Here is a 24678-nt window from a genome sequence, read left to right on the forward strand (position 1 = left end):
ACGGCCCGCCCCCGCCCACCCCGCCACCAGGTTTACCGACGAAGGAAGGGCACCTTCTTAACGCTATGCGTAGAAGAAGGTGCCCTTCTTAACCCCTCAGGGCTGGGTGGGCTGCTCCCGGACCAGGAGGGCCACCGCGACACCCTGCGTACGCTGGGCGAACACCGTGGTGAACTCGTCGCGCAGCAGCTCGGCACGGGCCACCGGCATGTGCGCGAACAGGTCCTTGTCCGGCGCGGAGGTGACCAGCCAGAGCCGGTTCACGCCCGCGGCGCACGCGGCCGGGTCGTCGCACTCGACCGCTTCGAAGCTGCCCCGGTCCTGCCCGCGCACCGCGACGAACACGTCCTTCGGGGCGCCCGCCACGTCACGCAGCTCGAACGTCATCCCGCGCCGGAACGTGCGCGGCCCGCCGTAGGTGTCGCCGCCATACGCGATCGCGTCCCCCGGCAGCAGCCGCGGCTTCATGATCTCGGCGGCGGTACGCAGGTCCGCCTGGTTGCCCCCGGGCAGCGTGCGCGCCTCGACCTGCCCCGGCAGCCCGATCAGCGCCAGCACCGCGAGCGCGGCCAGCGCCACCGCCCAGGCGGGCCCGTCCCCCGCCAGCGTGCGCGGCGGACGGGCACCCGCCACCGGGACCAGCGCCGCCGCCCGCGTCGAGAGCTGCCGCAGGGTGCAGGCGGCCAGCAGCACCCAGGCCGGGACCGTGAAGAGCAGGTACCGGGAGAGCATCATGTTGATCACGGGGGTCAGCGCCAGCACGGCGGCGGGCGGCAGCAGCGCCCAGGCCAGCAGGAAGCGGCGGCGCGGCTCGGCCAGCCGCACCGACAGCACCGCCAGCGCGATCACCAGCAGGCCGACCCACATCGAGCCGAAGATGCTGGTCAGGAACTCGCGGATCGACTCCTCGCCGCGGTCGCCGATCCAGCCGATCTGGCCGGTCTGCCGCTTGCCGAGCCAGAGCAGCGGGGCCACCGGCAGCCCACCGGCGGCGGTCGTCAGCAGCCAGTTGCGGACCGCGGCCGAGCGAGCCCCGGCCATGCTGACCGCGAGCACCGCGTACGCCGCGAGCACGGTCAGCGCGACGAGATGCGACCACCCGATAGCGGTGACCGCGAGGGCGTAGGGCACCCAGCGCCGCCACGAGCCCGGCTGGTCCAGCGCGCGCAGCAGCAGCAGCGCACCGGCCACCGTGCAGGCCAGCGCGAGCGCGTACGGCCGCGCCTCCGCGCCATACCGCGAAACGGACGGCAGCAGCGCGAACAGCAGGCCGGCGACGAGGCCGGTGCCGGGGGAGAAGAGCCGCCGTCCCAGCGCGCCGACCAGGCCGGCCGCGGCCGCCATGGCCAGCGCCGAGGGCAGGCGCAGGCTGGTGAGGCCGTCCCCGAAGAGGGCGACCCACGCGCGGGTGAACACGTAGAACGGCGCGAAGACGGCATCTACCTTGGACAACAGCAGCTGGAGCTGGTGGTTGTCGAGTGAGGCGGCCCACCAGGTGGCGTACTCGTCCCGCCAGAGCGCGCGGCGCTCGTGGCCGATCAAGACGGTGACCAGGGTGACCAGTGCGGGCAGCGCGACGGGGAGGCTGCGGGCGAGCCGGGAGCCGGAATCGGCGGCGCCGGTCGCGTGCGGTTGTGGGCGGGTCAAGCGTTGACCCCCTGACGGCTGAAAACGGCAGTCAACATGAATATCCTTATTGACCAAATACCCAGACTTATGCGGCTTATCACCTATGTTGGAGCGTTGTGAAGCAGATTGTCAAACGCCTCCTGCCGAGGCCCGCACTGCGCGCCGCCGCCTTCCGCCTCCCGCTCCGCCAGCGCGTCCGCATCGCCAAACTGCTCGCCGGCGGACCGGTCCGCACCCGCGGCCCGGTGGCACCCGCGGCCTCCTCCCCGGCCCGTGCCTGGCACGACAACCTGCAGACCGTCACCGGCCTGCTGGACGCCGCCGGCCTCGACTACTTCTGCGTGCCGCACACCGATCCCAAGCGCAGCGCCGTCGCCGTCGCCGCCGAGCACCGCGCCGCGGTGCTGCGCCTGCTGCGCGGCCAGGGCGCCGCGCAGGTGGTGCGCACCCTCGACACCGCCGGCCGCCGGGTCAGCCCGCAGCGCTGCGCGGTGGTCCAGGTCCACCGCGCAGGTACGGGCCGCGCGGGAGCGCCGCAGCTCGACGGCGCGTACGCCTGCGAGATCGAGTTCTGGGCGACCGTGAAGGACAAGGGCTGGCAGGCGCCGCGCCAGGTGGGACCGCGCGCGCACAAGGTCGGCACCGTGCTCAGCGTGGACAATCCCGTGCAGTACGTGCCCGCCGAGCGGCTGTCGGCGTTCATGCCGCGCGACGGCGAGCCGCGCTACCGCAGCCGCGCCGTGTACGCCGAGCCCGGCCCCACCGACGTGCGCTTCCCCATCGACGTCGTCTACACCTGGGTCGACGGCGACGACCCGGCCTGGCGCATCCGCAAGGCCCAGGCGCTCGGCGAGGACCCCGACGACTCGTTCGCCGGGCTGGCCACCAACGCGTCCCGGTTCACCTCACGCGACGAGCTGCTCTACTCGATGCGCTCGCTGCACGCGTTCGCGCCCTGGGTCAACCACATCTACCTGGTGACCGACGACCAGACGCCGTCCTGGCTGGACCTGGACTCGGCGTACGTCACGCTGGTCTCGCACAAGGAGATCTTCGGCGACGTGGGGCGGCTGCCCACGTTCAACTCGCACGCCATCGAGTCGCGGCTGCACCGGGTGCCCGGCCTGGCCGAGCACTTCCTGTACTTCAACGACGACATGATCCTGGGCCGCCCCGTGCTGCCCACCCAGTTCTTCTTCGCCAACGGCGTGGCTAAGTTCTTCCCGTCCAGCTCGCTGGTGGACGTGAACCCGCCCGCGCCCGCCGACGCCCCGGTGGACGTCGCCGCCAAGAACAACCGGCGGCTGCTGCAGGAGCGCTTCGGCACGCAGCTCTACCAGAAGATGCGGCACGTGCCGTACCCGCTGCTGCGCAGCGTGCTGGAGGAGATCGAGACCGAGCTGCACGTGGAGTCGCACGCGACCGCGTCGCACCAGTTCCGCGACCGGGGCGACCTGTCCATCCCGTCGTCGCTGGCGCACTACTGGGCGCACAGCACCGGACGCTCGGTGCCCGGCTCGATCAGCCACACCTACATCGACCTGGGCCGCCTTATCGCGCCGGTGATGCTGGCCCGGCTGGTCCGGCAGCGCAACGTCGACGTGTTCTGCCTGAACGACACCGACTCCGCCGTCGCCGACCTCGCCGAGCAGGCCGGCATGGTGCGCGACTTCATGGAGTCGTACTTCCCGTTCCACGCGCCGTGGGAGCTGTCCGGCCGCATGGACCTCACCCAGCGCACCCGCCAGCCCGAACCGGCCGGGGCCCCGGCCCGGGGCTGAGCGTCCCGGCGGTGGCACGGTCACGCGGCGGTGACTCGGTCACGCGCCGGTGGCGCGTCGGTCGATGATCGGCGTTTCGTGTCAAGATCTGTGGCCAGACCGCAGATCTCGACACGAAACGCCGATCAAGCCTCCCGGACGCGGACCAAGCCACCCCGAGACGCGGACAAAGCCGGCCCGGCCGGTCAGGCCGCCGGTTCCACCAGGAACTGGTGCGCGGCCAGCTCGCGGTAGAGCGGACTGCTCTCCAGCAGCTCCTCGTGGCGGCCGGTGGCGGCCACGCGGCCGCCCTCCAGCACCACGATCTGATCCGCATCGACCACCGTGGACAGCCGGTGCGCCACGATCAGCAGGGTGCGGCCGCGCGCCACGGTGTCGATCGCGTTGCGCAGCGCCGCCTCGTTGCGCGCGTCGAGGTTGCTGGTCGGCTCGTCCAGCAGCAGGATCGGCGGGGCGGCCAGCAGCGTACGGGCGATCGCCAGCCGCTGCCGCTCCCCGCCCGACAGCAGCACCCCGCCCTCACCGACCTGCGCGGAAAGGCCCAGCGGGGTGCGGTCGACCAGCTCCTCCAGGTTCACCGCGGCGAGCACCGCCCGCATCTGCTCGTCGGTCGCGTCCGGCGTGGCCAACCGCAGGTTGTCCCGCAGCGTGCCGGCCAGCACCGGCGACTCCTGCTCCACGTACCCCAGCCTGGCGCGCAGCGCGTCGTGGGTCAGCTCGCGCACGTCGACCCCGTCCACCCGCAGGCTGCCCGAGGTCACCTCGTAGAACCGCTCCACCAGCGCCAGCAGCGTCGACTTGCCCGCACCGGACGGCCCGACCAGCGCGGTCCGGGTGCCCACCGCGGCTCGGAAGCTCACCTCGTGCAGCACCGGCGTGCCGAGCCCACCCTCACCGGTGTAGGCGAAGCCGACCCGGTCGAACTCGACGGCCGGCGCCGCGGCGGACTCCGCAGCCGGGCGCGGCGCGGGAAGCCCGGCGGGCCCCGCCGGCTCCGCCTCCGGCGCGACCGGCCCGCCTGTGCCCTCCGCCGGGACCGGCCCGCCCGCGCCTTCCAGCGGCAGGACCAGCACCTCCTCCATCCGCTGCAGCGCACCGAGCCCGGCCTGCAACTGGGTGTACGCGTTGAGCGCCTGCCCGAGCGGCATCACCAGGAAGAACACGAACAGCACGAACGCCACCAGGTCGCCGACGGTGATCTGGCCGGACGCGACGCGTGCCCCGCCCACCCCCAGCACCAGCAGGAACGAGCCCTGGATGGTGGTCACCATGGCGGGCTGCACGATCGCCTGCAACCGGGCGATGCGCACCCCGGCCCGGTACGCCTGCTCGGCGCTGTCGGCCACCGCCGCCGTCTCGCGCGCCTCGGCCCGGCTGGCCCGGATGGTGCGCACAGCCGTGATCGACCGCTCGACCGCCGCCGTCATCTCGCCGATCCGCGCCTGGGCCTCCCGCGACATGCCGCGCACCTTGCGCGCGAAGAAGATGCCGCCGGACAGGCCGATCACGAGCCCGACCAGCGTCACGCCGAACAGCACCGGGTCCAGCAGCACCATCGCCGTCGCCGCGCCGACCACCATGATCGCGCCGGACACGGTGTCGAACAGGCCGGAGGTGACCACGGCACGCAGCAGCGTGGTGTCCGCGCCGACCCGCGACAGCAGGTCACCGGTGCGGCGCAGGTCGTACTCGACGACCGGCAGGCGCAGCAGGTGCCCCGCCAGCCGCCGCCGCGCGGTGAGCACCAGGCCCTCGGCCGTACGCTGCAGCAGGAAGTGCCGGAACCCGTCCAGCGCGGCCACCCCGACCAGCGTCACCACCAGCAGCGCGACGCTGCCCGCGACCGGCGCCCGCGCGCCCAGCCCGTCGAGCACGTCCCGGGTCAGCACCGGCTGCAGGAGAGTGCCCGCCGTGGTCACCAGCGACAGCGCGGCGACGACGAGCAGCGAGCCACGATGGGCGCGCAGATACGGCCAGAGCGTGCGCAGCCCGACCTGGGGCAGCGCGGAGGGTTCTTCCGGGGGCATCCCCCGAATCTAGCCGGTGAAAGGAAGGGCACCTTCTTATCGTTTTCCGTAGTAGAAGGTGCCCTTCTTAACGCTGGGGATGGCTGGGCGGGAAGGTTGATCGGCGTCTCGTGTCCAAACCTGTGGCCAGGCCTGAGGTTTGGACACGAGACGCCGATCATGAGCCGGGGAGGCCGGGCGCAGGAGTGGTGCGGGACTTCTGTGGGAGCGCGGAAACCGTTTACCCTGTGCGCCATGCGTACCGCGTTGATCGTCCGGGGTGGGGCCGACTTCCACGACCCGGTCGGCACCACCGACAGCTTCCTGCCGTACCTCAAGGACCAGGGCTTCTCCGTCGAGATCGCCGACGACCTGGCCGTGTACGACGACGCGGCGCTGCTCGCCCGTACCGACCTGGTGGTCAACTGCTGGACCGCGGGCAACGGCGAACTCACCCCGCGCCGGGCGGAGAACCTCGACGCGGCGGTGCGGGCCGGCACCGGCCTGGCCGGCTGGCACGGCGGCATCGTCGCCGCCTTCACCGATCGGCGCTACCAGTGGCTGACCGGCGGCTGGTTCGTCTGCCACCCGGGCGACTTCGTCCCGCACACGCTGACCGTGCGCCCCGAACGCGCGGATCACCCGATCGTGGCCGGGATCAGCACCGTGGAGCTGGACACCGAGCGCTACTGGCTGCTCGCCGACCCGCTCAGCGACGTGCTCGCCACCATCACCTTCCCGGTCGAGGACGGCGAGCCGTGGCACGAGCCGGTCACCCACCCCGCCGTGTGGACCCGGCAGTGGGGCGCGGGCCGGATCTTCGTCTCCACCATCGGCCACCACCTGCCCGACCTCGACGTCCCCGAGATCCGGCAGCTCACCGAACGCGGCCTGACCTGGGCCGCCCGCTGATCAGCCGGGGCCTGGCGGCCGCTCACCAGCTCGCGGCGATGACCCGGCGGTAGCGCTCCTCGAACCCGGCCAGTTCGGCGTCCAGCCGCTCGACCGCGGCCTCGGAGAGCCCGACCGCAGGCGTGCGGTACGGCTGCGCGCAGGCCATCCGGTGCCGCAGCCCCGCGGGCGGGTGCGAGCTGAACGGCGAGGCGTCGCGGCGGCGGGTGAGCTGGCGCAGCCGCCCCAGCCGCGGCTCCGTGGCCGCCCTGGCCTGCTCGACCGCCGCGCGCCACTCCGCCGCGAGGCCGCCCGACCGGGCCCGGCTGCCCACGACCGTGCGGTGCAGGTGTACGCAGGCGGCCGTGTCCAGCAGCGAGACCGCCGCCGTGCTCCCGGCGGCCCGGGCGGCCAGGTCGTCAGCGTGGTACTCAGCGCGCTGCGCGTCGCGCGCCCCGAGGACGTGCAGGAACAGGTGCAGCAACCAGGCCGCCCTCGACAGCGGCCAGAGGAGCATGACGAACAGCCCGCCCAGCCGGGCCACCGCGGCGATCTCGGATTCGTCCTCCTCGTCCGCCACCGCCATGGGGTCGAGCAGGTCCGCGACATTGCCGAAGAAGGTCAGCGCGAGCTGGGTGCGCAGCGAACGCCGGTTGTCGTTGTTGACGAAGTGCGCCAGCTCGTGGGCCAGCAGCGCGACCCGCTCCTGCGGGCGCAGCGAGGTCAACAGCGGCAGGCCCAGGATCAGGATCCGGCGGCGGCGCAGCCCGGCGACACAGGTGGACGCGTTCCACTCCGGGCCGAGCAGCACCAGGTGGGGTGTGGGCGCGCCGACGGCCGCCGCGACCCGGTCGATCAGCGCGAACAGCTCCGGGTGCGTGTCCCGGCCGACCTCGTCGTATCCGTCGCGCGCCTTCGCCAGCCGGCCCAGCCGCGGCCGGCACAGCACGGCACAGCCGATCATGACGGCGCCGACCACCTTGAGCAGGAACCAGCCCTCGACCAGCAGCCACACCCCGCCCGCCACCAGGCCGAGCAGCACGGCGACGATCAGCAGGGAGAGCACGGTCAGCGCCGCCGACACGACACCGGTGGCGGGCCGCGTCAGCGGACGGGCGGCCAGTTCGGCGTACAGGTCGGTGTCGAGTTCGTACCCGATGCGGTGCGACCATCGGCGCAGCAGGCCGGTCAGGCGCCCGTCGCCGAGTTGCGGGGCATGGTGGCCGAGGTTCCACTCGCACCGCTCACACCAGGGGACCTCGTCGCCCTCGGTGCTCAGCCGGTGGTGGCAGGACGGGCACAGCGCGGCTCCGGGCGCCTGGATGATCGACACCGCGGCATCGTGCCAGTTCACCCCGCACTGGTCAACGGCCGGTCCGGCCCTCGGCCGTCGCACCAGGCCGCGGACGGCCCGACGCGAAGGCCCCGTGACCTGCTCGGTCACGGGGCCTCAGCGTTAAGAAGGTGCCCTTCCTCTACGCATAGCGTTAAGAAGGTGCCCTTCCTTCTTAGGAGTCGCCGCCGGTTTCGCCGGCGGGGGCCGCGAGGACGTCGTCGATGGCGTACTTGCGGGCGGCCTCGGCCGGGGCCGTGGCCGGGACCTCGCCGTCGCGGGCCAGCTGGGACAGCACGGCCACCACGATCGACTCGGCGTCGATGTTGAAGTGGCGGCGCAGCGCCGAGCGGGTGTCCGACATGCCGAAGCCGTCGGTGCCCAGCGAGGTGTAGCTGCCCGGCACCCAGCGCGAGATCAGGTCCGGCACGGCCCGCATCCAGTCGGACACGGCGACCTTCGGGCCGGGCGCATTCTCCAGGGCACGGGTCACGTACGGCACCTTGGCCGGCTGGTCCGGGTGCAGCAGGTTGTGCCGCTCCGTCTCGACCGCGTCGCGGCGCAGCTCGCCCCAGCTGGTCGCCGACCAGACGTCGGCCGACACGCCCCAGTCCTCGGCCAGCAGCTGCTGGGCGCGCAGCGCCCAGTTCACGCCGACGCCGGAGGCCAGGATCTGCGCCTTCGGGCCCTGCGCGGTCGACTCGGCGTAGCGGTACAGGCCCTTGAGCAGGCCCGCCACGTCCACGTTCGCCGGCTCGGCCGGGTGTACGTACGGCTCGTTGTACACCGTCAGGTAGTAGAAGACGTCCTCCGGCTGCTCGCCGTACATGCGGCGGAGACCGTCCTCCATGATGTAGGAGATCTCGAAGCCGAACGCCGGGTCGTAGCTGACCGCGGCCGGGTTCGTCGCCGCGATGAGCAGCGAGTGCCCGTCCTCGTGCTGCAGGCCCTCACCGTTGAGCGTGGTGCGGCCCGCGGTGGCGCCCAGCAGGAAGCCGCGCGTCATCTGGTCCGCCGCCGCCCACAGGCCGTCGGCCGTACGCTGCCACCCGAACATCGAGTAGAAGATGTACACCGGGATCATCGGCTCGCCGTGCGTGGCGTACGCGCTGCCCACCGCGGTGAACGAGGCGATCGAGCCGGCCTCGTTGATGCCCTCGTGCAGGATCTGCCCGGCGGTGGACTCCTTGTAGGACAGGAACAGCTCCCGGTCCACCGAGGTGTACTGCTGGCCGTGCGGCGAGTAGATCTTCGCCGTCGGGAACAGCGAGTCCATGCCGAAGGTGCGCGCCTCGTCCGGGATGATCGGCACCCAGCGGTGGCCGATGCCCTTGTCCTTCATCAGGTCCTTGAACAGGCGGACGAAGGCCATCGTGGTGGCGATCTTCTGCTTGCCGGAGCCCTTCTTCAGGTCGGCGTAGACCTTGGTCTCGGGCAGCGGCAGCGGGTTCTTCTTCGTGTTGCGCGAGGGCAGCGAGCCGCCCAGCGCCGCCCGCCGCTCCATCAGGTACGCGATCTCGTCGCTCTTGGCACCCGGGTGGAAGTACGGCGGCTCGTACGGGTTGGCCTCCAGCGCCGAGTCCGGGATGTCCAGGAAGAGGCGGTCGCGGAAGCCCTTCAGATCGTCCAGCGTCAGCTTCTTCATCTGGTGCGTGGCGTTGCGGCCCTCGAAGTGCGAGCCCAGCGTCCAGCCCTTGATGGTCTTGGCGAGGATGACCGTCGGCTGACCGGTGTGCTCCGTCGCCGCCTTGTACGCGGCGTAGAGCTTGCGGTAGTCGTGGCCGCCGCGCTTGAGACCCCAGATCTCGTCGTCGGACATCTGCTCGACCATCTTGCGGGTGCGCGCGTCGCGGCCGAAGAAGTGCTCGCGTACGTACGCCCCGGACTCCGCCTTGTAGGTCTGGTAGTCGCCGTCGGGCGTGGTGTTCATCAGGTTGACCAGCGCGCCGTCGGTGTCACCGGCGAGCAGCGGGTCCCACTCGCGGCCCCACACGACCTTGATGACGTTCCAGCCCGCGCCGCGGAAGAAGGCCTCCAGCTCCTGGATGACCTTGCCGTTGCCGCGCACCGGGCCGTCGAGGCGCTGCAGGTTGCAGTTGATGACGAAGGTGAGGTTGTCCAGCTCCTCGCGGGCGGCCAGGCCGATCGCGCCGAGGGTCTCCGGCTCGTCCATCTCGCCGTCGCCGAGGAACGACCACACCCGCTGCTGCGAGGTGTCCTTGATGCCCCGGTGGTGCAGGTAGCGGTTGAACCGCGCCTGGTAGATGGCGTTCAGGCCGCCCAGGCCCATGGACACCGTCGGGAACTCCCAGAAGTCCGGCATCAGGCGCGGGTGCGGGTACGACGGCAGGCCGCCGCCCGGGTGCGACAGCTCCTGGCGGAACCCGTCGAGCTGGTGCTCGGTCAGGCGGCCCTCCAGGTACGCGCGCGCGTACATACCGGGCGAGGCGTGGCCCTGGTAGAAGATGTGGTCGCCGCCACCCGGGTGGTTCTTGCCCCGGAAGAAGTGGTTGAAGCCGACCTCGTAGAGCGACGCCGACGACGCGTAGGTCGAGATGTGGCCGCCCACGCCGACGCCCGGGCGCTGCGCCCGGTGCACCGTCATCGCGGCGTTCCACCGGATGTAGGCACGCAGCCGGCGCTCGATGTGCTCGTCACCGGGGAACCACGGCTCGCGCTCGCTCGGGATGGTGTTGATGTAGTCCGTGGTGGTCAGCGGGGGCACGCCGACCTGGCGCTCGCGGGCCCGCTCCAGCAGGCGCAGCATCACGTAGCGCGCGCGCTTAGCCCCTCGCTCGTCGATCACTCCGTCGAGCGACTCCACCCACTCGGCCGTCTCCTCGGGGTCGATGTCCGGGAGCTGGCTCGGCAGGCCGTCGCTGATCACCGGGCGCTTGCGTTCGGTGGCCACAGGCGTTCCCTCGTAGTTGTAGTGATGATCGGTCTAGACGAACAGAGTTTGTCTGTTCGGCCCCATCCTGCCCCTCCGATGGGGCGTTCGTCACGCGTACCGCCATCCGATGCGACACGCGACACGCATACTGACCAGTAACTTTTGGGTCGGCTTGACGACCATGGCGAGTACGCAGTGGCGGACGCCGATTAGGGTGCCGCCATGCGACGCCTTCTCGGTCTCCTCTTCATCGCATACGGTTTCCTGCTCGCCGTCAACACGACGTTCCCTCTGGTCGCCGACCTGAGCGGGGAACGGGTGACCGCGGGGCCGTCCGGTGACAGCACCATCTGCAGCGCGCGGCTGCTCGCCCCGCCGCTCGCGGGCATCTACAGCAACTGCGACGCCTCCTGGCTGGAGGGCGCGCAGCGCGTCAACGGCCGCCTCGTCGGCGCGGACGTGGCGGAGAAGACGCTGTCCGGCACGGAGGTCGAAGCCGCGATCATCGAGGGTATGGACGGCTACGCCTTCCTCCCGCCCACCGGCCTGGAGCGCGTCGCCGGCTTCGCCGCCCCGCTGGTCGTGATCTTCGGGCTGGTGCTCCTGTTCGCGCCGCGCAAGCGCCGCCGCCGGGGCCGTTCGCACGGCCACCACGGCGACCACGACCACGACGATGACGACTACGGCGACAGCGACGACGGCGGCGGCTGGGGCGACTCGGGCGGCGACAGCGGCGGTGGCGACGGAGGCGGCGGCGGCGACTGACCCGCACCCGCCACCCCGCGGTGCTGTCCTACGGTGTCCCCATGGACAGCACCGTGCTCACCGTTCGCACCGGCTCCCGCGCCACCGTGGTCGACCTGACCGACGAGGCCGCCCAGTTCGTCGCGGACAAGGGCGACGGCCTCCTCCACGTCTTCGTCCCCCACGCCACGGCGGGAATCGCCATTCTCGAGACCGGCGCCGGCAGCGACGAGGACCTGATCACCGCCCTGGAGCACGTCCTCCCCGCCGACAACCGCTGGCGCCACCGCCACGGCAGCCCCGGCCACGGCCGCGACCACGTCCTCCCCGCCTTCATCGCCCCCTACGCGACACTCCCCGTCCTGGCCGGCCGCATAGCCCTGGGCACCTGGCAGTCCATCTGCCTCGTCGACACCAACGGCGACAACCCCACCCGCCAGGTCCGCCTCTCCTTCCTCCCCGGCTGACCCCGCCCCGCGCCCCTCTCTCCCGCGCCGATCTTGCGTGAACTGTGGGTGTGACACGGGCATATCGCCCATAAGGGCAACACTTCGCGCAAGATCGACGCGATCTTGCGCGCCCCGCCCGGCACGGGCTGGGGGGTGGATTGACACCTTGGAAATGTGGCGGCAATAATTCATGGGCGCAGATGGGAGCGCTCCCAGACTTTTCCCAGCTTGCGGCTGTGCTTGCCGGTTTCTGATGCACCACCCGATCGCTTTCCTGGAAAGGATCCGCTGTGCGTAGACCCGTTCTGATCGCGCTGGCCGCCGTGGCGGGGCTCGTGTCGACGAGCCTGACCGCGGCCGCCGCCTCGGCCGACCCGCCCGAGCAGATCGTCAACGGCACCTTCACCTCCGGCCACGCCCCGTGGTGGGGCACCGGCAACATCACGCTCGACTCCAGCAGCGGCGAGCTGTGCGCGGACATCCCGGGCGGCACCACCAACCCCTGGGACGTGATCATCGGCCAGGACAACATCCCGCTCGTCGCCGGTGAGACGTACGCCTACAGCTTCAAGGCCACCGCGGCGCCCGACCGCGTCGGCAAGGCGCTCATCCAGCTCCCGGTCGACCCGTGGACGCAGTACCTCGCCGCGAACCCGCTGATGACCGGCACTGCCACCGTCTTCTCGTACACCTTCACCGCGCCCGTCTCCCTACCGAACGCGCAGGTGGCGTTTCAGATCGGTGGCAGTGCCTCCCCCTGGCGGCTCTGCCTGGACGACATCTCGCTGAAGGGCGGTGCCGAGCCGGAGGTATACCAGCCGGACACCGGCCCGCGCGTCCGGGTCAACCAGGTCGGCTACCTGACCAAGGGCCCGAAGAACGCCACCGTGGTCACCGAGGCGACGGCTGCCCTGCCCTGGCAGCTGAAGAACGCCGGCGGCACGGTCGTGGCCAGCGGCGACACCACCCCGCGCGGCGTGGACGCCAGCTCCGGCCAGAACGTGCACTCGATCGACTTCAGCTCGTACGCGGTCGCGGGCACCGGCTTCACGCTGGTCGCCGACGGTGAGACCAGCCGCCCGTTCGACCTGGCCGGCAACCTCTACGCGGGCCTGCGCGACGACGCGCTGAAGTTCTTCTACACCCAGCGCAGCGGCGTCGAGATCCTGGACGCGCTGCGGCCCGGCTACGGTCGCCCGGCGGGTCACGTCGGCGTGGCGCCGAACAAGGGCGACACCTCGGTGCCGTGCCAGCCCGGCGTCTGCGACTACTCGCTGGACGTGTCCGGCGGCTGGTACGACGCGGGCGACCACGGCAAGTACGTGGTCAACGGCGGCATCTCGGTGTTCCAGCTCGTCAACGAGTTCGAGCGGGGCAAGTGGGCGGCCAGCGCCCAGCCGTTCCCGGACGGCCAGCTGAACCTGCCGGAGAGCGGCAACGGCGTGCCGGACATCCTGGACGAGGCGCGCTGGCAGCTGGAGTTCCTGCTGAAGATGCAGGTCCCGGCCGGTAAGCCGCTGGCCGGCATGGCCCACCACAAGATCCACGACAGCGAGTGGACCGGCCTGCCGCTGCTGCCGCACAGCGACGACAAGCTGCGCGAGCTGCACCCGCCGTCGACCGCGGCGACGCTGAACCTGGCCGCCGCGGCGGCGCAGGCGGCGCGGGTGTACGCGCCGTACGACGCCGCCTTCGCGGCCCGCAACCTGGCCGCGGCCAAGACCGCGTACGCGGCGGCCAAGGCGCACCCGGCGATCTACGCCAGCCCGTCCGACGGCACCGGCGGCGGCACGTACGACGACGTCAACGTGACCGACGAGTTCTACTGGGCGGCGGCCGAGCTCTACCTGACCACGGGGGAGAGCGCCTACCTGACCGACGTCACCTCCTCGGCGCTGCACACCGCCGACGTGTGGAGCAGCAACGGCTTCGGCTGGCAGAGCCTGGCCGCGCTGGGCCGCCTCGACCTGGCCACCGTGCCCAGCGCCCTGCCGGGCCGGGCCGCCGTGCGCGCCTCGGTCGTGTCGGGCGCGGAGGAGTACCTGGCCGCGATCACGGCGCACCCGTACGGCGTGCCGTACCAGCCCGCGAACAACTCCTACGACTGGGGCTCCAGCAGCCAGGTGGCCAACAACCTGGTGGTGCTGGCCGCGGCGTACGACATCACCGGCGAGGACCGGTTCGCCGACGCGGCGGTGCAGGGCATGGACTACCTGCTGGGCCGCAACGCGCTGAACATGTCGTACGTGACCGGCTACGGCGAGGCCAACGCGCACAACCAGCACAGCCGGTGGTACTCGCACCAGCTCAACCCGGACCTGCCGAACCCGCCGAAGGGCACCCTGGCCGGCGGCCCGAACTCGTCCATCCAGGACCCGGTCGCGCAGCAGAAGCTGACCGGCTGCGTGGGCCAGTTCTGCTACATCGACCACATCGAGTCGTGGTCCACCAACGAGCTGACCATCAACTGGAACGCGCCGCTGGCATGGGTCGCCGCCTTCCTGGCCGGCCAGGGTGACGGCACCGCCGCGCCCGCGCCGAACTGCAAGGTGACCTACACCAAGCACGCCCAGTGGCCGGACGGCTTCACCACGCAGGTCACCGTCAAGAACACCGGCTCCACCGCGATCAACGGGTGGACGCTGCGGTGGTCGTTCCTCGGCGCTCAGTCGGTCGAGAGCTCGTGGAGCGCCGCGTTCAGCCAGAGCGGGGCGACGGTGAGCGCCGCCAACCTGTCCTGGAACAAGGTGATCAAGCCCGGCCAGTCCGTGACCTTCGGGTTCAACGGCGACGTGGCGACCGGCCCCAACCCCGACCCGGCCCTGTTCACCCTGAACGGGCGGGCCTGCTCCTGACCTCACCTCCTCCCCGATGAGCGGGGCGGTCCCGGTGCCCACAAGGCGTCCCGGGCCCGCCCCGCTCCATTTGCCCCGGCCGGGGGAGCGGCCTTCGGCTAGCCTCGCTCTCATGACCGATGACACCCTCGATGCCCCGATCGTCGCCGTCACCGTGTTCCCGGACCGGGCCCGGGTGACCCGGCGCGGCACCGTCACGCTGCCCGCGGGCGAGCACCGCGTCCCGGTGGGACCGCTGCCGCTGAACCTGCTGCGCGACTCGGTGCGGGTGTCCGGCCACGGCCAGGCCGCGGTGGCCGGGGTGAACGTGGTGACCCGCCGCGAGCCGGTGACCTCCGACGCGACGGTCACCGCGCTGGAGGCGGAGCTGCGCGAGATCGAGGCCGCGATCGCGGCGCTGACCGACGCCGACGCCGTGGCCACGGCACGCGAGCGGTTCCTGGCGCGGCTGGCGATGCGCGGCGCGGGTGCGCTGGCCACGGGTGAGCCGACCGCGGCGGTGCGCTTCGCCGACGGGCTGGACGAGCAGCTGACCGCTCTGCACGAGGGCCGCCGGCGGCGCGAGCGGGAGCGGCTGGACCTGCACCGCCGACGCGACGCGGCCGAGCGGCGCCTCATGGACCTGCGCGGCAAGACCGGGCCGGACCGGCTGTTCGCCGAGGTGCTGCTGGAGGTCGACGAGGACGGCGAGGTCGAGCTGGAGCTGTCCTACGTCACGCCCGGCGCGAGCTGGAGCAGCGGCTACGACCTGCGGCTGGCGGGGGACACGCTCACCCTGACCTGGCACGGCATGATCAGCCAGCGCACCGGCGAGGACTGGCCCGAGTGCGCGCTGAAACTTTCCACCGCCCGCCCGGCGGGCGCGCTGGAGGTGCCCGAGCTGGACCCGTGGTACGTCGACGTCGAGCGGCCGATCGTGGCGTACGCCGCCGCGCCGATGATGGCCATGTCCGCGCCCCCGCCGCCCGCGCCGGGCGGGGCCCCGCAGGCCATGCCGCGGGCGCGCGCGGCGGTGCGGGAGACCACGGCGGCGGTGGAGGAGGGGCCGGTCGCGGCCACGTACACCCCGCTCAAGCCGGTGGCGGTGCCCGCCGACGGGACCGCGCACCGCACCCTGATCGCGCGCTTCGACCTGGCCGCCCGCCTGGACCACATCACCGCGCCGGTACGCGCCGAGGAGGCGGTGCTGCGCGCCACGGTGCTGAACACCTCCGCGCACGCCCTGCCCGCCGGGTCGGCGGCGCTGTTCCACGAGGGCGACTTCGTCGGCTCGACCAGGCTGGAGCCGTGGGCCCCGCAGGAGGAGCGGGAGCTGGCACTGGGCGTGGACGACCGGGTCCGGGTGGAGCGCGAGCTGGTGCGCCGCGCGGCGAGCAAGGCCACGCTGGGGTCGAGCCGCCGCACCGACGCCGAATACAAGATCACGGTCGCGAACCACACCCCGCGGCAGGTCAGCGTCACGGTGCTCGACCAGCTCCCGGTGTCGCGCGACCCGCAGATCACGGTGAAGGAGCTGGCCGTCAAGCCGGAGCCCGCCGAGCGGTCCGAGCTGGGCGTCTACACCTGGAAGCTGGTGCTCGCCCCGAACACCAGCCAGGAGATCCAGTTCGCGCTGCGGGTCGAGGCGGCCAAGGGCGTGGAGATCTCCGGCTGGCGCGACTGAGGTCGTGACCCGCGGGTGGACGGTGTCGCCCCGGCCGATCAGCGGCCGGGGCCGATACCGAACCGTGGCCGTGGCGGGGCGATGGGTGACCGGACGCATCCGTAGCGTCGGTACATGGCCCTCCCCACCCGCCCCGACCGGGGCGCCCTGCTGCTCGCCGCCGGTGCGCCGCTCGCCCTGGCGTGGCTGATCGACCACGGTCTGGCCGTGACGCGGGCGGAGGTCGTCGCCGGCGGCGCGTTCACGCCCGGCACCGGCCTCGGCCCGCGACTGCTGATCTGGGTGCCGCTGTGGGCGTTCGCGATGGCGGCGGCCGAGCTGGTGGCCGCGGGGCGGGCACGCTCGATCCCGATCCGCGCCGGAGCGGCGCTGCGGGAGACAGCACGCCGTGCCGAGGACGTGCTGCTCTGGGCACTGCCCTATCTGGTCACCGCAGCGGCGGGCTACGGCGTGTGGTGGCTGCTCGCCGGGAGCAACCTGACCATCTTCGGCGTGGGGCCGCTGTTCATGATCGTGACGCCGCTGCTCGCCTGGCAGGCGTACCGGCTGGTGGTCCGGCTGCCCGCGCTGCCGCTGCGGCTGCTGGAGAACGCCGGGCGCAAGGCGTCGGCCCAGGCGGTCGCGCTGCGGGCCGGGCGCCTGGTGCCGAACGGGCCGCTGCCGCTGCTGCTGGTCCTGCCCCTGCCCGTCGCGCTGGTGGTCGATCTGGCCGGCCGTGCGGCGGCGGGCGCGCTGCCGGTGGCGTACGCGCCGGTCGCGGTGGGCCTCACCTCGGCCGTGCAGCTGCTGCTCGTCTCCCTGATCGTCGCGGGGCAGGCACGCGAGGTGGTGGGGCGTTACCTGGCGCCCCGCGAGGCCGACGATCCGGGCGCGGCCGCGAACCTCGGCTGGGCGGACGAGAGCCTGACCCGGCTCGCGGGCCCGGGGCCGCGGCCGCTGCGGCGCGCCTGGCTGCTCGCGTACACCCTGCCGGTGCTCCTGCTGGCCGGGGCCGCGCTCGCCGACCCGCTGGCCCGCCCGGTGCTGTCCGCGGTGGACACCAAGCAGGACCAGATCTGGCCGTATGCGATGGGGCTCACCGGGGCGGGTCTGCCGGTGCTCGTCGACAACGAGGCGGTCACGCGCTGCCACGACAGGGCCTGCACGAGCCGGACCAGGACGAAGATCGTCCAGCGCCGGCTCGACGCGGCCACGGTCACCCCGGACGGCCGCGTCCTCATGCTGTACGTGCCGGAGCTGGGCTACCAGGAGACGGGCGAGCCGGTGCTCACCGCCTGCGACGCCGCCGACCGGTGCACGGAGCGCACCCTCGGCCTCGAGACCTACGGCGGCAGCCTGCACGAGATCGCCGTGGCCGCCCTGCCGGAGGACGCCGTGCTCGTGGTCGGGGAGGTCTACTGGCGCTCGTCCTCCACCGACCGGGACAACGACCCGGTGGTCGCCTGGTGGTGCCGCACGACGTGCGCCGAGATCCCGGTCGAGCGCCCGGCGGGCGCGTCGTGGCCGGCCGCGCCGTCGGACTTCCAGGTCGGGTACGACGAGCAGGGTGGCCCGGTGCTCTTCTGGACCGACGATCGCGGCTGGGGCGGCGAGCCGGACGAGGTGTTCCGGGCGGCCTGCGTGACGCCGCTGTGCGACCGGCTCGCGGTCGAATCGCTGCCCCCGGTGTGGCGCGACCTGCCGGGTGTGCCGAACCTGCAGGCCATGGGCCTCGACACGCAGGGCCGCCTCGTCGTCGTGGTGTCCCGGCCCGGCCGGGAGAGCTGCATGGAGTGGTGCGTAGGGCTCCCGCCGAACCCGGACCCGTATGTCCTTTCAGTGCTGCGCTGCCTCGATGCCCACTGCCAGACCGGCACGGCCGCGTTCACCTGGGCGGAGGCCGGCCCGCTGGATCTTCCCCGGATGATGGTCGCCGCGGACGACGACGGCCCCGTCCTGGTGCTGGACGGGGCCGTGACGACCTGCGTGGCGCGCTGCGCGCGGTTCGAGACGGTCAGTGGCAGGCGGTGAGCCCGGTGTCGGTGAAGCTGCTGCCGGGCTGGCCGACGAACTTCCAGACGTAGAAGTCCGGGTACAGGGTCAGCTTGAGCACGCCGAAGGTGTCGGCGTTGCGGGCGCGTGAGTTCGGGTCGACGTCCTTGCCGAACCCGTTGAGCCCGCCGCCGCCGGTGCCCACGATGAACTGGCGTACGCCGCGCTCGCGGTCGAACTCGCCGTCGGGTGTCTGCGGGGCGAAGCGCTCGTAGTTGTGGTTGTGCCCGTTGAGCACGACCTCCACGCCGTGCTCGTAGAGGATCTCGAAGAACGGCTTCACGCGCGGGTCGGCGTCGTGCTTCCAGCCCGAGGAGAACAGCGGGTGGTGCCACATCGCGACGGTGCACTTCGCGTCCGACGCGTCGAGCGTCTCGCGCAGCCACTCGGCCTGCTCGGAGTCCTGCTCGCAGTCGACCAGGTCGCAGGTGGAGTTGAGCACGACCACCTGCCAGCCGCCCAGCTCGTAGGAGTACCAGCCCTTGCCCTTCTTGCCGGCCGAGTCGCCGAAGTAGTCGTAGTAGGGGCCGCCCTCGTCGGTGCGCATGTCGTGGTTGCCGATGACCGGCCTGGTGCGGTCCTTGTGCCGCCCCCAGTAGGGCTCGTAGCAGCGCTGGAACTGGTCGGCGGTGCCCGCCACGTACGCGTTGTCGCCGAGCGTGAACACGGTGCCGGGGATCCGGTCGAGCAGCTTGGCGGTGGCCTCGTCGCCGTCGCTCTGGCAGCTGCCGATGTCGCCCGCGCCGACCAGCACGGCCGGTGCGGTGGCGGGTTCGTCGCGCGGGACGGGCGCGGCGGCGCCGGGCTGCGGTGCGAGTAGCGCGAGCACGCCGAGCGAGGCGGCGGTCAGCAGGACACGCCGCAGTCGGGGGGACCGGTTCAGCATGCCGCCGATTATTGAGAAATTGGGACAAATGGTCCAACTTGTGGGGTCGCGTGGCGTGTCCGATCACCGATCCGGGTGGTCGCCCCTTGCCGGTCCGGGGCATGCTGTGCAGCGTGAGCACCTCTCATGATCTCGACGAGCGGTTCCGGAACGCCCTCACGGCGTGGCCGGCGAATGCCCACCCGAACGCCGATCCACATGCGACGGTTCGCTCCGACAGCGGCCTCACCGGCGCCCTGGCCAGGGAGCTCTTCGACGCCCAGGTGACCAGCCGGCACCTCGACCTGGCCGCCCGGCGGCTGCGGGCCGAGGGCGCGGGCTTCTACACCATCGGCTCGGCCGGGCACGAGGGCAACGCGGGCGTCGCCGCGGCGCTGCGCCCCACCGACCCGGCGCTGCTGCACTACCGTTCCGGCGCGTTCTACGCCGCGCGCGCCCAGCAGCTCGCCGAGGGCAAGGTCGACCCGATCCGCGACGTGCTGCGCGGCATCGTGGCCAGCGCCGCCGAGCCCATCGCGGGCGGCCGGCACAAGGTCTTCGGCAGCACCGACCTGAACGTCATCCCGACCACCTCCACCATCGCCTCGCACCTGCCGCGCGCCGTCGGCCTCGCCTTCGCCGTCGAGCGCTCCCGCCAGGGCATCTCCGCCGGGCGCCACGCCGCCGACACGGGCCAGCCCGCCGTCGTGCCGCCCACCTGGCCGCGCGACGCGGTCGTGGTCTGCTCGTTCGGCGACGCCTCGGTCAACCACGCCAGCGCGACCGCCGCGTTCAACACCGCGGGCTGGGCCGACTTCACCGGCCTGCGGCTGCCGCTGCTGTTCGTCTGCGAGGACAACGGGCTGGGCATCAGCGTGCGCTCGCCCGCGGGCTGGGTGGGCACCACCCTCAAGGCCCGCCCCGGCCTGCGCTACTTCCACGCCGACGGCTGCGACCTGGCCGACACGTACGCCGTGGCCCGCTCCGCGGTGTCCTGGGTGCGCCGCCACCGCCGCCCGGCCGTGCTGCACCTGCGCACGGTCCGGCTCATGGGGCACGCGGGCGCCGACGCCGAGCTGGCCTACCGCAGCAACGCCGAGATCGAGCACGACCTCGCGCTGGACCCGCTGCTGCGCACCGCGCACCTGCTCGTCGACTCCGGCCACGCCGCCCCGCTGGAGCTGCTCAGCCGCTACGACGAGATCGGCTGGCGGGTGCAGCAGACCGCCGCCGCCGTACGCGACGAGCCCAAGCTCGCCTCCGCGGCCGAGGTCGTCGCCCCGCTCGCCCCGCGCCGCCCGCTGCGGGTCGCTAAGCTGATCGCGCGGGCGGGGGAGCGCGCCGCCGGGGCCATGCTCGCCGAGCGCGACCGCGTCTTCGGCGGCAGGCTGCCCGAGCGCGCCGGCCCGCTCACCCTCGCGCAGTCGATCAACGCCGCGCTCACCGACCTGATGCTCGCCCACCCGCAGTCGCTGGTCTTCGGCGAGGACGTGGCCCGCAAGGGCGGCGTCTACGGGGTCACCAAGGGCCTGCGCGACCGCTTCGGCCCGGCCCGGGTCTTCGACACGCTGCTCGACGAGACGTCCATCCTCGGGCTCGGACTGGGCGCCGGGCTGGGCGGGCTGCTGCCCATCCCCGAGATCCAGTACCTGGCGTACCTGCACAACGCCGAGGACCAGCTGCGCGGCGAGGCCGCCAGCATGCGGTTCTTCTCCCAGGGCGCCTACCGCAACCCGATGGTGGTGCGCGTCGCCGGGCTGGCCTACCAGAAGGGCTTCGGCGGGCACTTCCACAACGACCACTCCGTCGCCGTGCTGCGCGACATCCCCGGCCTGGTGCTCGCCGTGCCGTCGCGCGCCGACGACGCGGCGGCCATGCTGCGCAGCTGCGTCGCCGCCGCCGAGGTGGACGGCACGGTGAGCGTGTTCCTGGAGCCCATCGCGCTCTACCACACCCGTGACCTGCATCAGGAGGGCGACGGGGGCTGGCTGAGCCCGTACGCCGCGCCCGACCGGTGGGGCGACACCCACGTGCCCGTCGGCCGGGCCCGCAGCCACAGCTTCGGCGCCGGGGACCGGCTCACCATCCTCACCTTCGGCAACGGGGTGCGCATGTCGCTGCGCGTCGCGCACCGCCTGGCCGAGGCCGGGGACGGCGTCCGCGTGCTCGACCTGCGCTGGCTCGCCCCGCTGCCGCTGGCCGACATCGTGCGCGAGGCCGGGGCCACCGGCCGGGTGCTGGTCGTCGACGAGACCCGCCGCTCCGGCGGGGTCGGCGAGGGCGTGCTCGCCGCCCTGGTCGACGCCGGGTACGTCGGCCTGGCCAGGCGCGTCGCCGCCGTCGACACGTTCCTGCCGCTCGGCCCCGCCACCGACCACGTGCTCGTCGGCGAGGACGCCGTCGAGCGCGCCGCGCGGGCTCTGCTGGACGCCTGAGCCCGCGTTTTTGGCGACCCGCCGGTGCCGCCACTTGCGCTGGACGCTAGAACTGTGTGGACTACCCGCAGTCGGCTGTGACGCCGACGACAATGGGCGAGTGACCCCGCACCGAACGGCGGGTGTCCGGAAAACGAAGAGGAGGCACAAGACAGTGAGCGCGACCGCTGGTCAGGCCGCCGAGGGCGTACGCAGCCTGGCGGACCGGTTCGGCATCGAGCCGGACATGGTGGTCATGGAGATGGGGTACGACGACGACGTCGACCACGAGCTTCGTGACGCCCTGGCCGACGCATGCGGATCTGACCTGGTGGACGAGGACACCGACGAGGTCGTCGACGCGGTGCTGGTGTGGTACCGCGAGGACGATGGTGACCTGTTCGAACTGCTTACCGACGCCATCGCCCCGCTCGCCGAGAGCGGCGTGGTGTGGCTGCTGACCCCGAAGTCGGGTCGGACCGGGCACGTCGAGCCCAGTGAGATCGCCGAGGTGGCACCCACCGCCGGCCTTTCCCAGACTTCCACCCTCAGCGCCGGCAAGGACTGGAGCGCGGCGCGGCTGGTGGCACCGAAGGCGGCCCGCGCGAAGCGCTGAGCCCTGCCGCGGATCGAGCAGCGGCCTGCCCCAGACGGCAGGCCGCCAGGTAGTTCTGCGATCATGACAGGTGAACGTTCACCGACTCCGGAGGCAGAACCGCCATGCCGATCGAGGTGGGCGCGCAGGCGCCCGACTTCCTCCTCAAGGACCAGAACAACCAGGAAGTGCGGCTGTCCGACTTCCGGGGCAGCAAGAACGTGCTGCTGGTCTTCTACCCGCTCGCGTTCACCGGCACCTGCCAGGGTGAGCTGTGCGCGATCCGGGACAACCTCAACGACTTCGCCAACGAGGGCACCCAGGTGCTGTCGATCAGCGTCGACTCGGTGTACGCGCACAAGGTGTGGGCCAACGAGCAGGGGTACGAGTTCCCGCTGCTCGCCGACTTCTGGCCGCACGGGGCGGTGGCGCAGGCGTACGGCGTCTTCAACGACGAGCGCGGCTTCGCCAACCGGGGCACCTTCGTCATCGACCGGGACGGCGTCGTCCGGTACGCCGAGATGAACCTGCCCGGCGAGGCCCGCGACCAGGACGCCTGGCGCAAGGCACTGTCCGCGCTCTGAGCGGGGTGGGGTTGGCGGCGCGTGGGAAGATCGCTATCTCGTGTCCGATTGTAAGGCTGGGCCGCACTTTTTGACACGAGACGGCGATCTTCCTAGCGGGCCACGCGGCCGCGATCATGGCGGGTGTGTAAGTCCCGCGAAAGTGGGGTCGGCAGTCAGGTAGGATGTGCCGGTTCGTGTCGGCGTGAGCCGCGCGGGCGTGTAGCTCAGTGGGAGAGCATCCGCCTTACAAGCGGAGGGTCGGCAGTTCGAACCTGTCCACGCCCACGGTCCGGGAGCAGGTGTCTCACCTGCTCCCGCTGTGTTTCACGTGATCTTCGGGCTCGCCGCCGTTGACTGCACAGGCGGCAGTATCGGAGTTCGGTGCGTGAACTCAGGACTGATCAATACGGATCATGGCGATGCCTGGCCGGACCTTGGCCACCGAGGCGAAGTCCTCGTCAGCGTGTAGCAAGGTCAGCCGCTGCTCGGCCGCCGTGAGCGCGATGACGATGTCCATCGGAGACGGGCCGCGGTGGTGGCCGATCCGGATGAGGTCACGCTGCACGGCGAGCACCTGACGCCACGGATCGTCGATCGGCGGACACCGGCCGAACGTCTGCCGGAGCACCGCGAAGAACGGCTCGTAGTCGCGATCGGCGCGGACCGACACCATGAGCTCCGACTCGACCGGTGAAGTGATCGCGACCAGTCCCTGGGCCACGTATGTCGTCCACGGCTCTCCGACCTGCCCGCGCAGCAGCCGCCAGACTGCCGAGGTGTCAGCCAGGTAGGTCACCGGCCGGAACGCTCCTCGTCCTCCAGGACTTCGAAGTCCAGGATCTCGCCGGCGTGTTCACGTAGCCAGGCGAGGCCGCGGGCGCGATCGTCCGCGCTGGTGCCGGCCGCGATCGCCAGTGCGCGGTTGATCGTCTCCCGCTTGGTCTTCGTGCCGAGTTGCTGCTGCGCAAACGCCAACATCGAGTCGTCAAGATCGATAACCGTTCGGGCCATCGGGACTCCCACCGTTGATATACGCGACGATGTGAAGATATCACAGTCGGCATACTGACCGGCTATGCCGCTCCGCCGGTCAGGGCCCGTTCGAGGGCCGCCTCCAGCTCGGCCGGGCTCGCCCGCCGGTCCGGGGGCAGCGCGGCGAGGATGTCGGCGACCAGCCCCGCCCGCAGCTCGGCCGCCCGCTGGTCGATCCGGGCCAGGATCGCCGCCGTGTCGGCCTCGCCCTTGACCGCGGTCAGGATCGTCTCCAGCAGCTGCACCGTGTAGTCCGCCTTCGCGACCAGCGCGTTGCTGCTGGTCCCCTGGAACGGCACCTTGCGGCCGCACGAGTTGCCGCCGAAGTACGTCCCCTGCCACAGCGCGTGGACTTCGCTCTCGGCCTTCGCGGACATGTCGTCTCCCATCACGATCGAGGCGAGCCGCTGCAGGAACGCGCGGTCGCGGAGCTTGCGGCGGTCGATGCCCAGGTGCACGTGGTCCAGGTGCGAGTCGTTCGCGCTCGCGGGCCGGTCCTCCCGGTTGTTCCAGCCGGTGACGGTCGCCAGATCGGCCGCGGCGCCGTACGCCTCGAGGACCTCGTTCAGCTCGCCGGCTTTCATGGCGGTGACGACGCGGGCGGTGATGACGGCGGTGCGGCGCCGGTTCTCGGTGGTGCCCCAGTCGCCGGGGACGATGTCGACGGCGGCGATGTGGCGGGCCTGCGCGGCGGTGAGCCCGGCCTGCACGGTGTACGTCCGGTTGGTGCAGAACCTGCTGTTGAGCAGCCACTCCTGGGAGCGGTGGTGGCCCTTGAGGTGGTTCTCGTCGCCCTTGTTGCCGACGTCGCCCCGGGGGATGCCGAGTCCGGCCGCGATCGTGTCGCAGCACTCGGCCAGCTCGGGGGTGACCTGTTCGCGCTGCCAGAAGGACTCGGCCTGCAGCTGTGCCGCGGTGGGCATCGCGCCTC

18 protein-coding genes and 1 tRNA gene are annotated in these 24678 nt (G+C 72.2%); 11 read left to right on the forward strand and 8 right to left on the reverse strand.

Annotated elements, in window-relative coordinates; genetic code table 11:
* Nucleotides 1-96: 96 nt before the first annotated feature.
* Nucleotides 97-1647 carry a glycosyltransferase family 39 protein gene (locus tag Cba03nite_RS00925; protein WP_203740558.1) on the reverse strand — a complete coding sequence of 517 codons (1551 nt, stop codon included), beginning with the start codon at nucleotides 1645-1647 and terminating at the stop codon, nucleotides 97-99.
* 98 nt (nucleotides 1648-1745) lie between these two features.
* Here Cba03nite_RS00925 and Cba03nite_RS00930 point away from each other — a divergent pair, with 98 nt between their 5' ends.
* Nucleotides 1746-3410: a stealth family protein gene (locus Cba03nite_RS00930; protein ID WP_203740559.1), complete on the forward strand. Its 1665-nt coding sequence runs from the start codon at nucleotides 1746-1748 to the stop codon at nucleotides 3408-3410.
* Between the two features lie 185 nt (nucleotides 3411-3595).
* Here the strand turns inward: Cba03nite_RS00930 and Cba03nite_RS00935 are convergent, their stop codons facing one another.
* The gene (locus Cba03nite_RS00935; RefSeq protein WP_203740561.1) at nucleotides 3596-5437 is read right to left on the reverse strand and encodes an ABC transporter ATP-binding protein; all 1842 of its coding nucleotides are present in this window, start codon (nucleotides 5435-5437) and stop codon (nucleotides 3596-3598) included.
* 234 nt (nucleotides 5438-5671) lie between these two features.
* Here Cba03nite_RS00935 and Cba03nite_RS00940 point away from each other — a divergent pair, with 234 nt between their 5' ends.
* Nucleotides 5672-6328: a ThuA domain-containing protein gene (locus Cba03nite_RS00940; RefSeq protein WP_203740563.1), complete on the forward strand. Its 657-nt coding sequence runs from the start codon at nucleotides 5672-5674 to the stop codon at nucleotides 6326-6328.
* Nucleotides 6329-6350: 22 nt separating this feature from the next.
* Here the strand turns inward: Cba03nite_RS00940 and Cba03nite_RS00945 are convergent, their stop codons facing one another.
* Both Cba03nite_RS00945 and aceE read right to left on the reverse strand, forming a co-directional pair.
* The gene (locus Cba03nite_RS00945; protein WP_203740565.1) at nucleotides 6351-7640 is read right to left on the reverse strand and encodes a M48 family metallopeptidase; all 1290 of its coding nucleotides are present in this window, start codon (nucleotides 7638-7640) and stop codon (nucleotides 6351-6353) included.
* A gap of 175 nt (nucleotides 7641-7815) precedes the next feature.
* Complete coding sequence (aceE, locus tag Cba03nite_RS00950; protein WP_203740567.1) at nucleotides 7816-10551, reverse strand: pyruvate dehydrogenase (acetyl-transferring), homodimeric type; 2736 nt, start codon at nucleotides 10549-10551, stop codon at nucleotides 7816-7818.
* Between the two features lie 204 nt (nucleotides 10552-10755).
* Between aceE and Cba03nite_RS00955 the strand changes: the two genes are divergently transcribed.
* From Cba03nite_RS00955 to Cba03nite_RS00975, 5 genes are all read left to right on the forward strand, one after another.
* A complete protein-coding gene (locus Cba03nite_RS00955; protein ID WP_203740569.1) occupies nucleotides 10756-11298 on the forward strand; it encodes a hypothetical protein in 543 nt (180 codons plus the stop codon).
* Between the two features lie 41 nt (nucleotides 11299-11339).
* Nucleotides 11340-11744 carry a secondary thiamine-phosphate synthase enzyme YjbQ gene (locus Cba03nite_RS00960; protein WP_203740571.1) on the forward strand — a complete coding sequence of 135 codons (405 nt, stop codon included), beginning with the start codon at nucleotides 11340-11342 and terminating at the stop codon, nucleotides 11742-11744.
* A gap of 287 nt (nucleotides 11745-12031) precedes the next feature.
* Entirely contained in the window at nucleotides 12032-14581 is a 2550-nt protein-coding gene (locus Cba03nite_RS00965; RefSeq protein ID WP_239125375.1) for a glycoside hydrolase family 9 protein, read from the forward strand.
* A gap of 112 nt (nucleotides 14582-14693) precedes the next feature.
* The gene (locus Cba03nite_RS00970; RefSeq protein WP_203740575.1) at nucleotides 14694-16244 is read left to right on the forward strand and encodes a DUF4139 domain-containing protein; all 1551 of its coding nucleotides are present in this window, start codon (nucleotides 14694-14696) and stop codon (nucleotides 16242-16244) included.
* Between the two features lie 114 nt (nucleotides 16245-16358).
* The gene (locus Cba03nite_RS00975) at nucleotides 16359-18254 is read left to right on the forward strand and encodes a hypothetical protein (protein ID WP_203740577.1); all 1896 of its coding nucleotides are present in this window, start codon (nucleotides 16359-16361) and stop codon (nucleotides 18252-18254) included.
* On the opposite strand, the gene Cba03nite_RS00980 is transcribed toward Cba03nite_RS00975, so the two are convergent.
* Nucleotides 18238-19161, reverse strand: coding sequence for a metallophosphoesterase family protein (locus tag Cba03nite_RS00980; protein WP_203740579.1), 924 nt, complete (start codon nucleotides 19159-19161; stop codon nucleotides 18238-18240). The genes Cba03nite_RS00975 and Cba03nite_RS00980 overlap by 17 nt on opposite strands.
* Nucleotides 19162-19262: 101 nt before the next feature.
* On the opposite strand from Cba03nite_RS00980, the gene Cba03nite_RS00985 reads away from it, so the two are divergent.
* The 4 genes from Cba03nite_RS00985 to Cba03nite_RS01000 all read left to right on the forward strand — a co-directional run bounded on the left by Cba03nite_RS00985 (nucleotide 19263) and on the right by Cba03nite_RS01000 (nucleotide 23000).
* The gene (locus Cba03nite_RS00985) at nucleotides 19263-21575 is read left to right on the forward strand and encodes a thiamine pyrophosphate-dependent enzyme (RefSeq protein ID WP_203740743.1); all 2313 of its coding nucleotides are present in this window, start codon (nucleotides 19263-19265) and stop codon (nucleotides 21573-21575) included.
* Nucleotides 21576-21729: 154 nt separating this feature from the next.
* Nucleotides 21730-22170 (forward strand): DUF3052 domain-containing protein, encoded by a 441-nt coding sequence (locus Cba03nite_RS00990; protein WP_203740581.1) that lies wholly within the window; start codon nucleotides 21730-21732, stop codon nucleotides 22168-22170.
* A 104-nt stretch (nucleotides 22171-22274) separates the two neighbouring features.
* On the forward strand, nucleotides 22275-22733 hold the full coding sequence (locus Cba03nite_RS00995; protein WP_203740583.1) for a peroxiredoxin: 459 nt from the start codon (nucleotides 22275-22277) through the stop codon (nucleotides 22731-22733).
* 195 nt (nucleotides 22734-22928) lie between these two features.
* Nucleotides 22929-23000, forward strand: a tRNA-Val gene (locus tag Cba03nite_RS01000).
* A gap of 106 nt (nucleotides 23001-23106) precedes the next feature.
* Here the strand turns inward: Cba03nite_RS01000 and Cba03nite_RS01005 are convergent.
* The 3 genes from Cba03nite_RS01005 to Cba03nite_RS01015 all read right to left on the reverse strand — a co-directional run bounded on the left by Cba03nite_RS01005 (nucleotide 23107) and on the right by Cba03nite_RS01015 (nucleotide 24670).
* Nucleotides 23107-23511: a PIN domain-containing protein gene (locus tag Cba03nite_RS01005; protein ID WP_203740585.1), complete on the reverse strand. Its 405-nt coding sequence runs from the start codon at nucleotides 23509-23511 to the stop codon at nucleotides 23107-23109.
* The gene (locus tag Cba03nite_RS01010; RefSeq protein WP_203740587.1) at nucleotides 23508-23726 is read right to left on the reverse strand and encodes a type II toxin-antitoxin system VapB family antitoxin; all 219 of its coding nucleotides are present in this window, start codon (nucleotides 23724-23726) and stop codon (nucleotides 23508-23510) included. The genes Cba03nite_RS01005 and Cba03nite_RS01010 overlap by 4 nt, the downstream gene beginning before the upstream one ends.
* A gap of 62 nt (nucleotides 23727-23788) precedes the next feature.
* The gene (locus tag Cba03nite_RS01015; protein WP_203740589.1) at nucleotides 23789-24670 is read right to left on the reverse strand and encodes a hypothetical protein; all 882 of its coding nucleotides are present in this window, start codon (nucleotides 24668-24670) and stop codon (nucleotides 23789-23791) included.
* Nucleotides 24671-24678: the final 8 nt, after the last annotated feature.

The organism is Catellatospora bangladeshensis, assembly GCF_016862575.1.
Lineage (GTDB): Bacteria > Actinomycetota > Actinomycetes > Mycobacteriales > Micromonosporaceae > Catellatospora > Catellatospora bangladeshensis.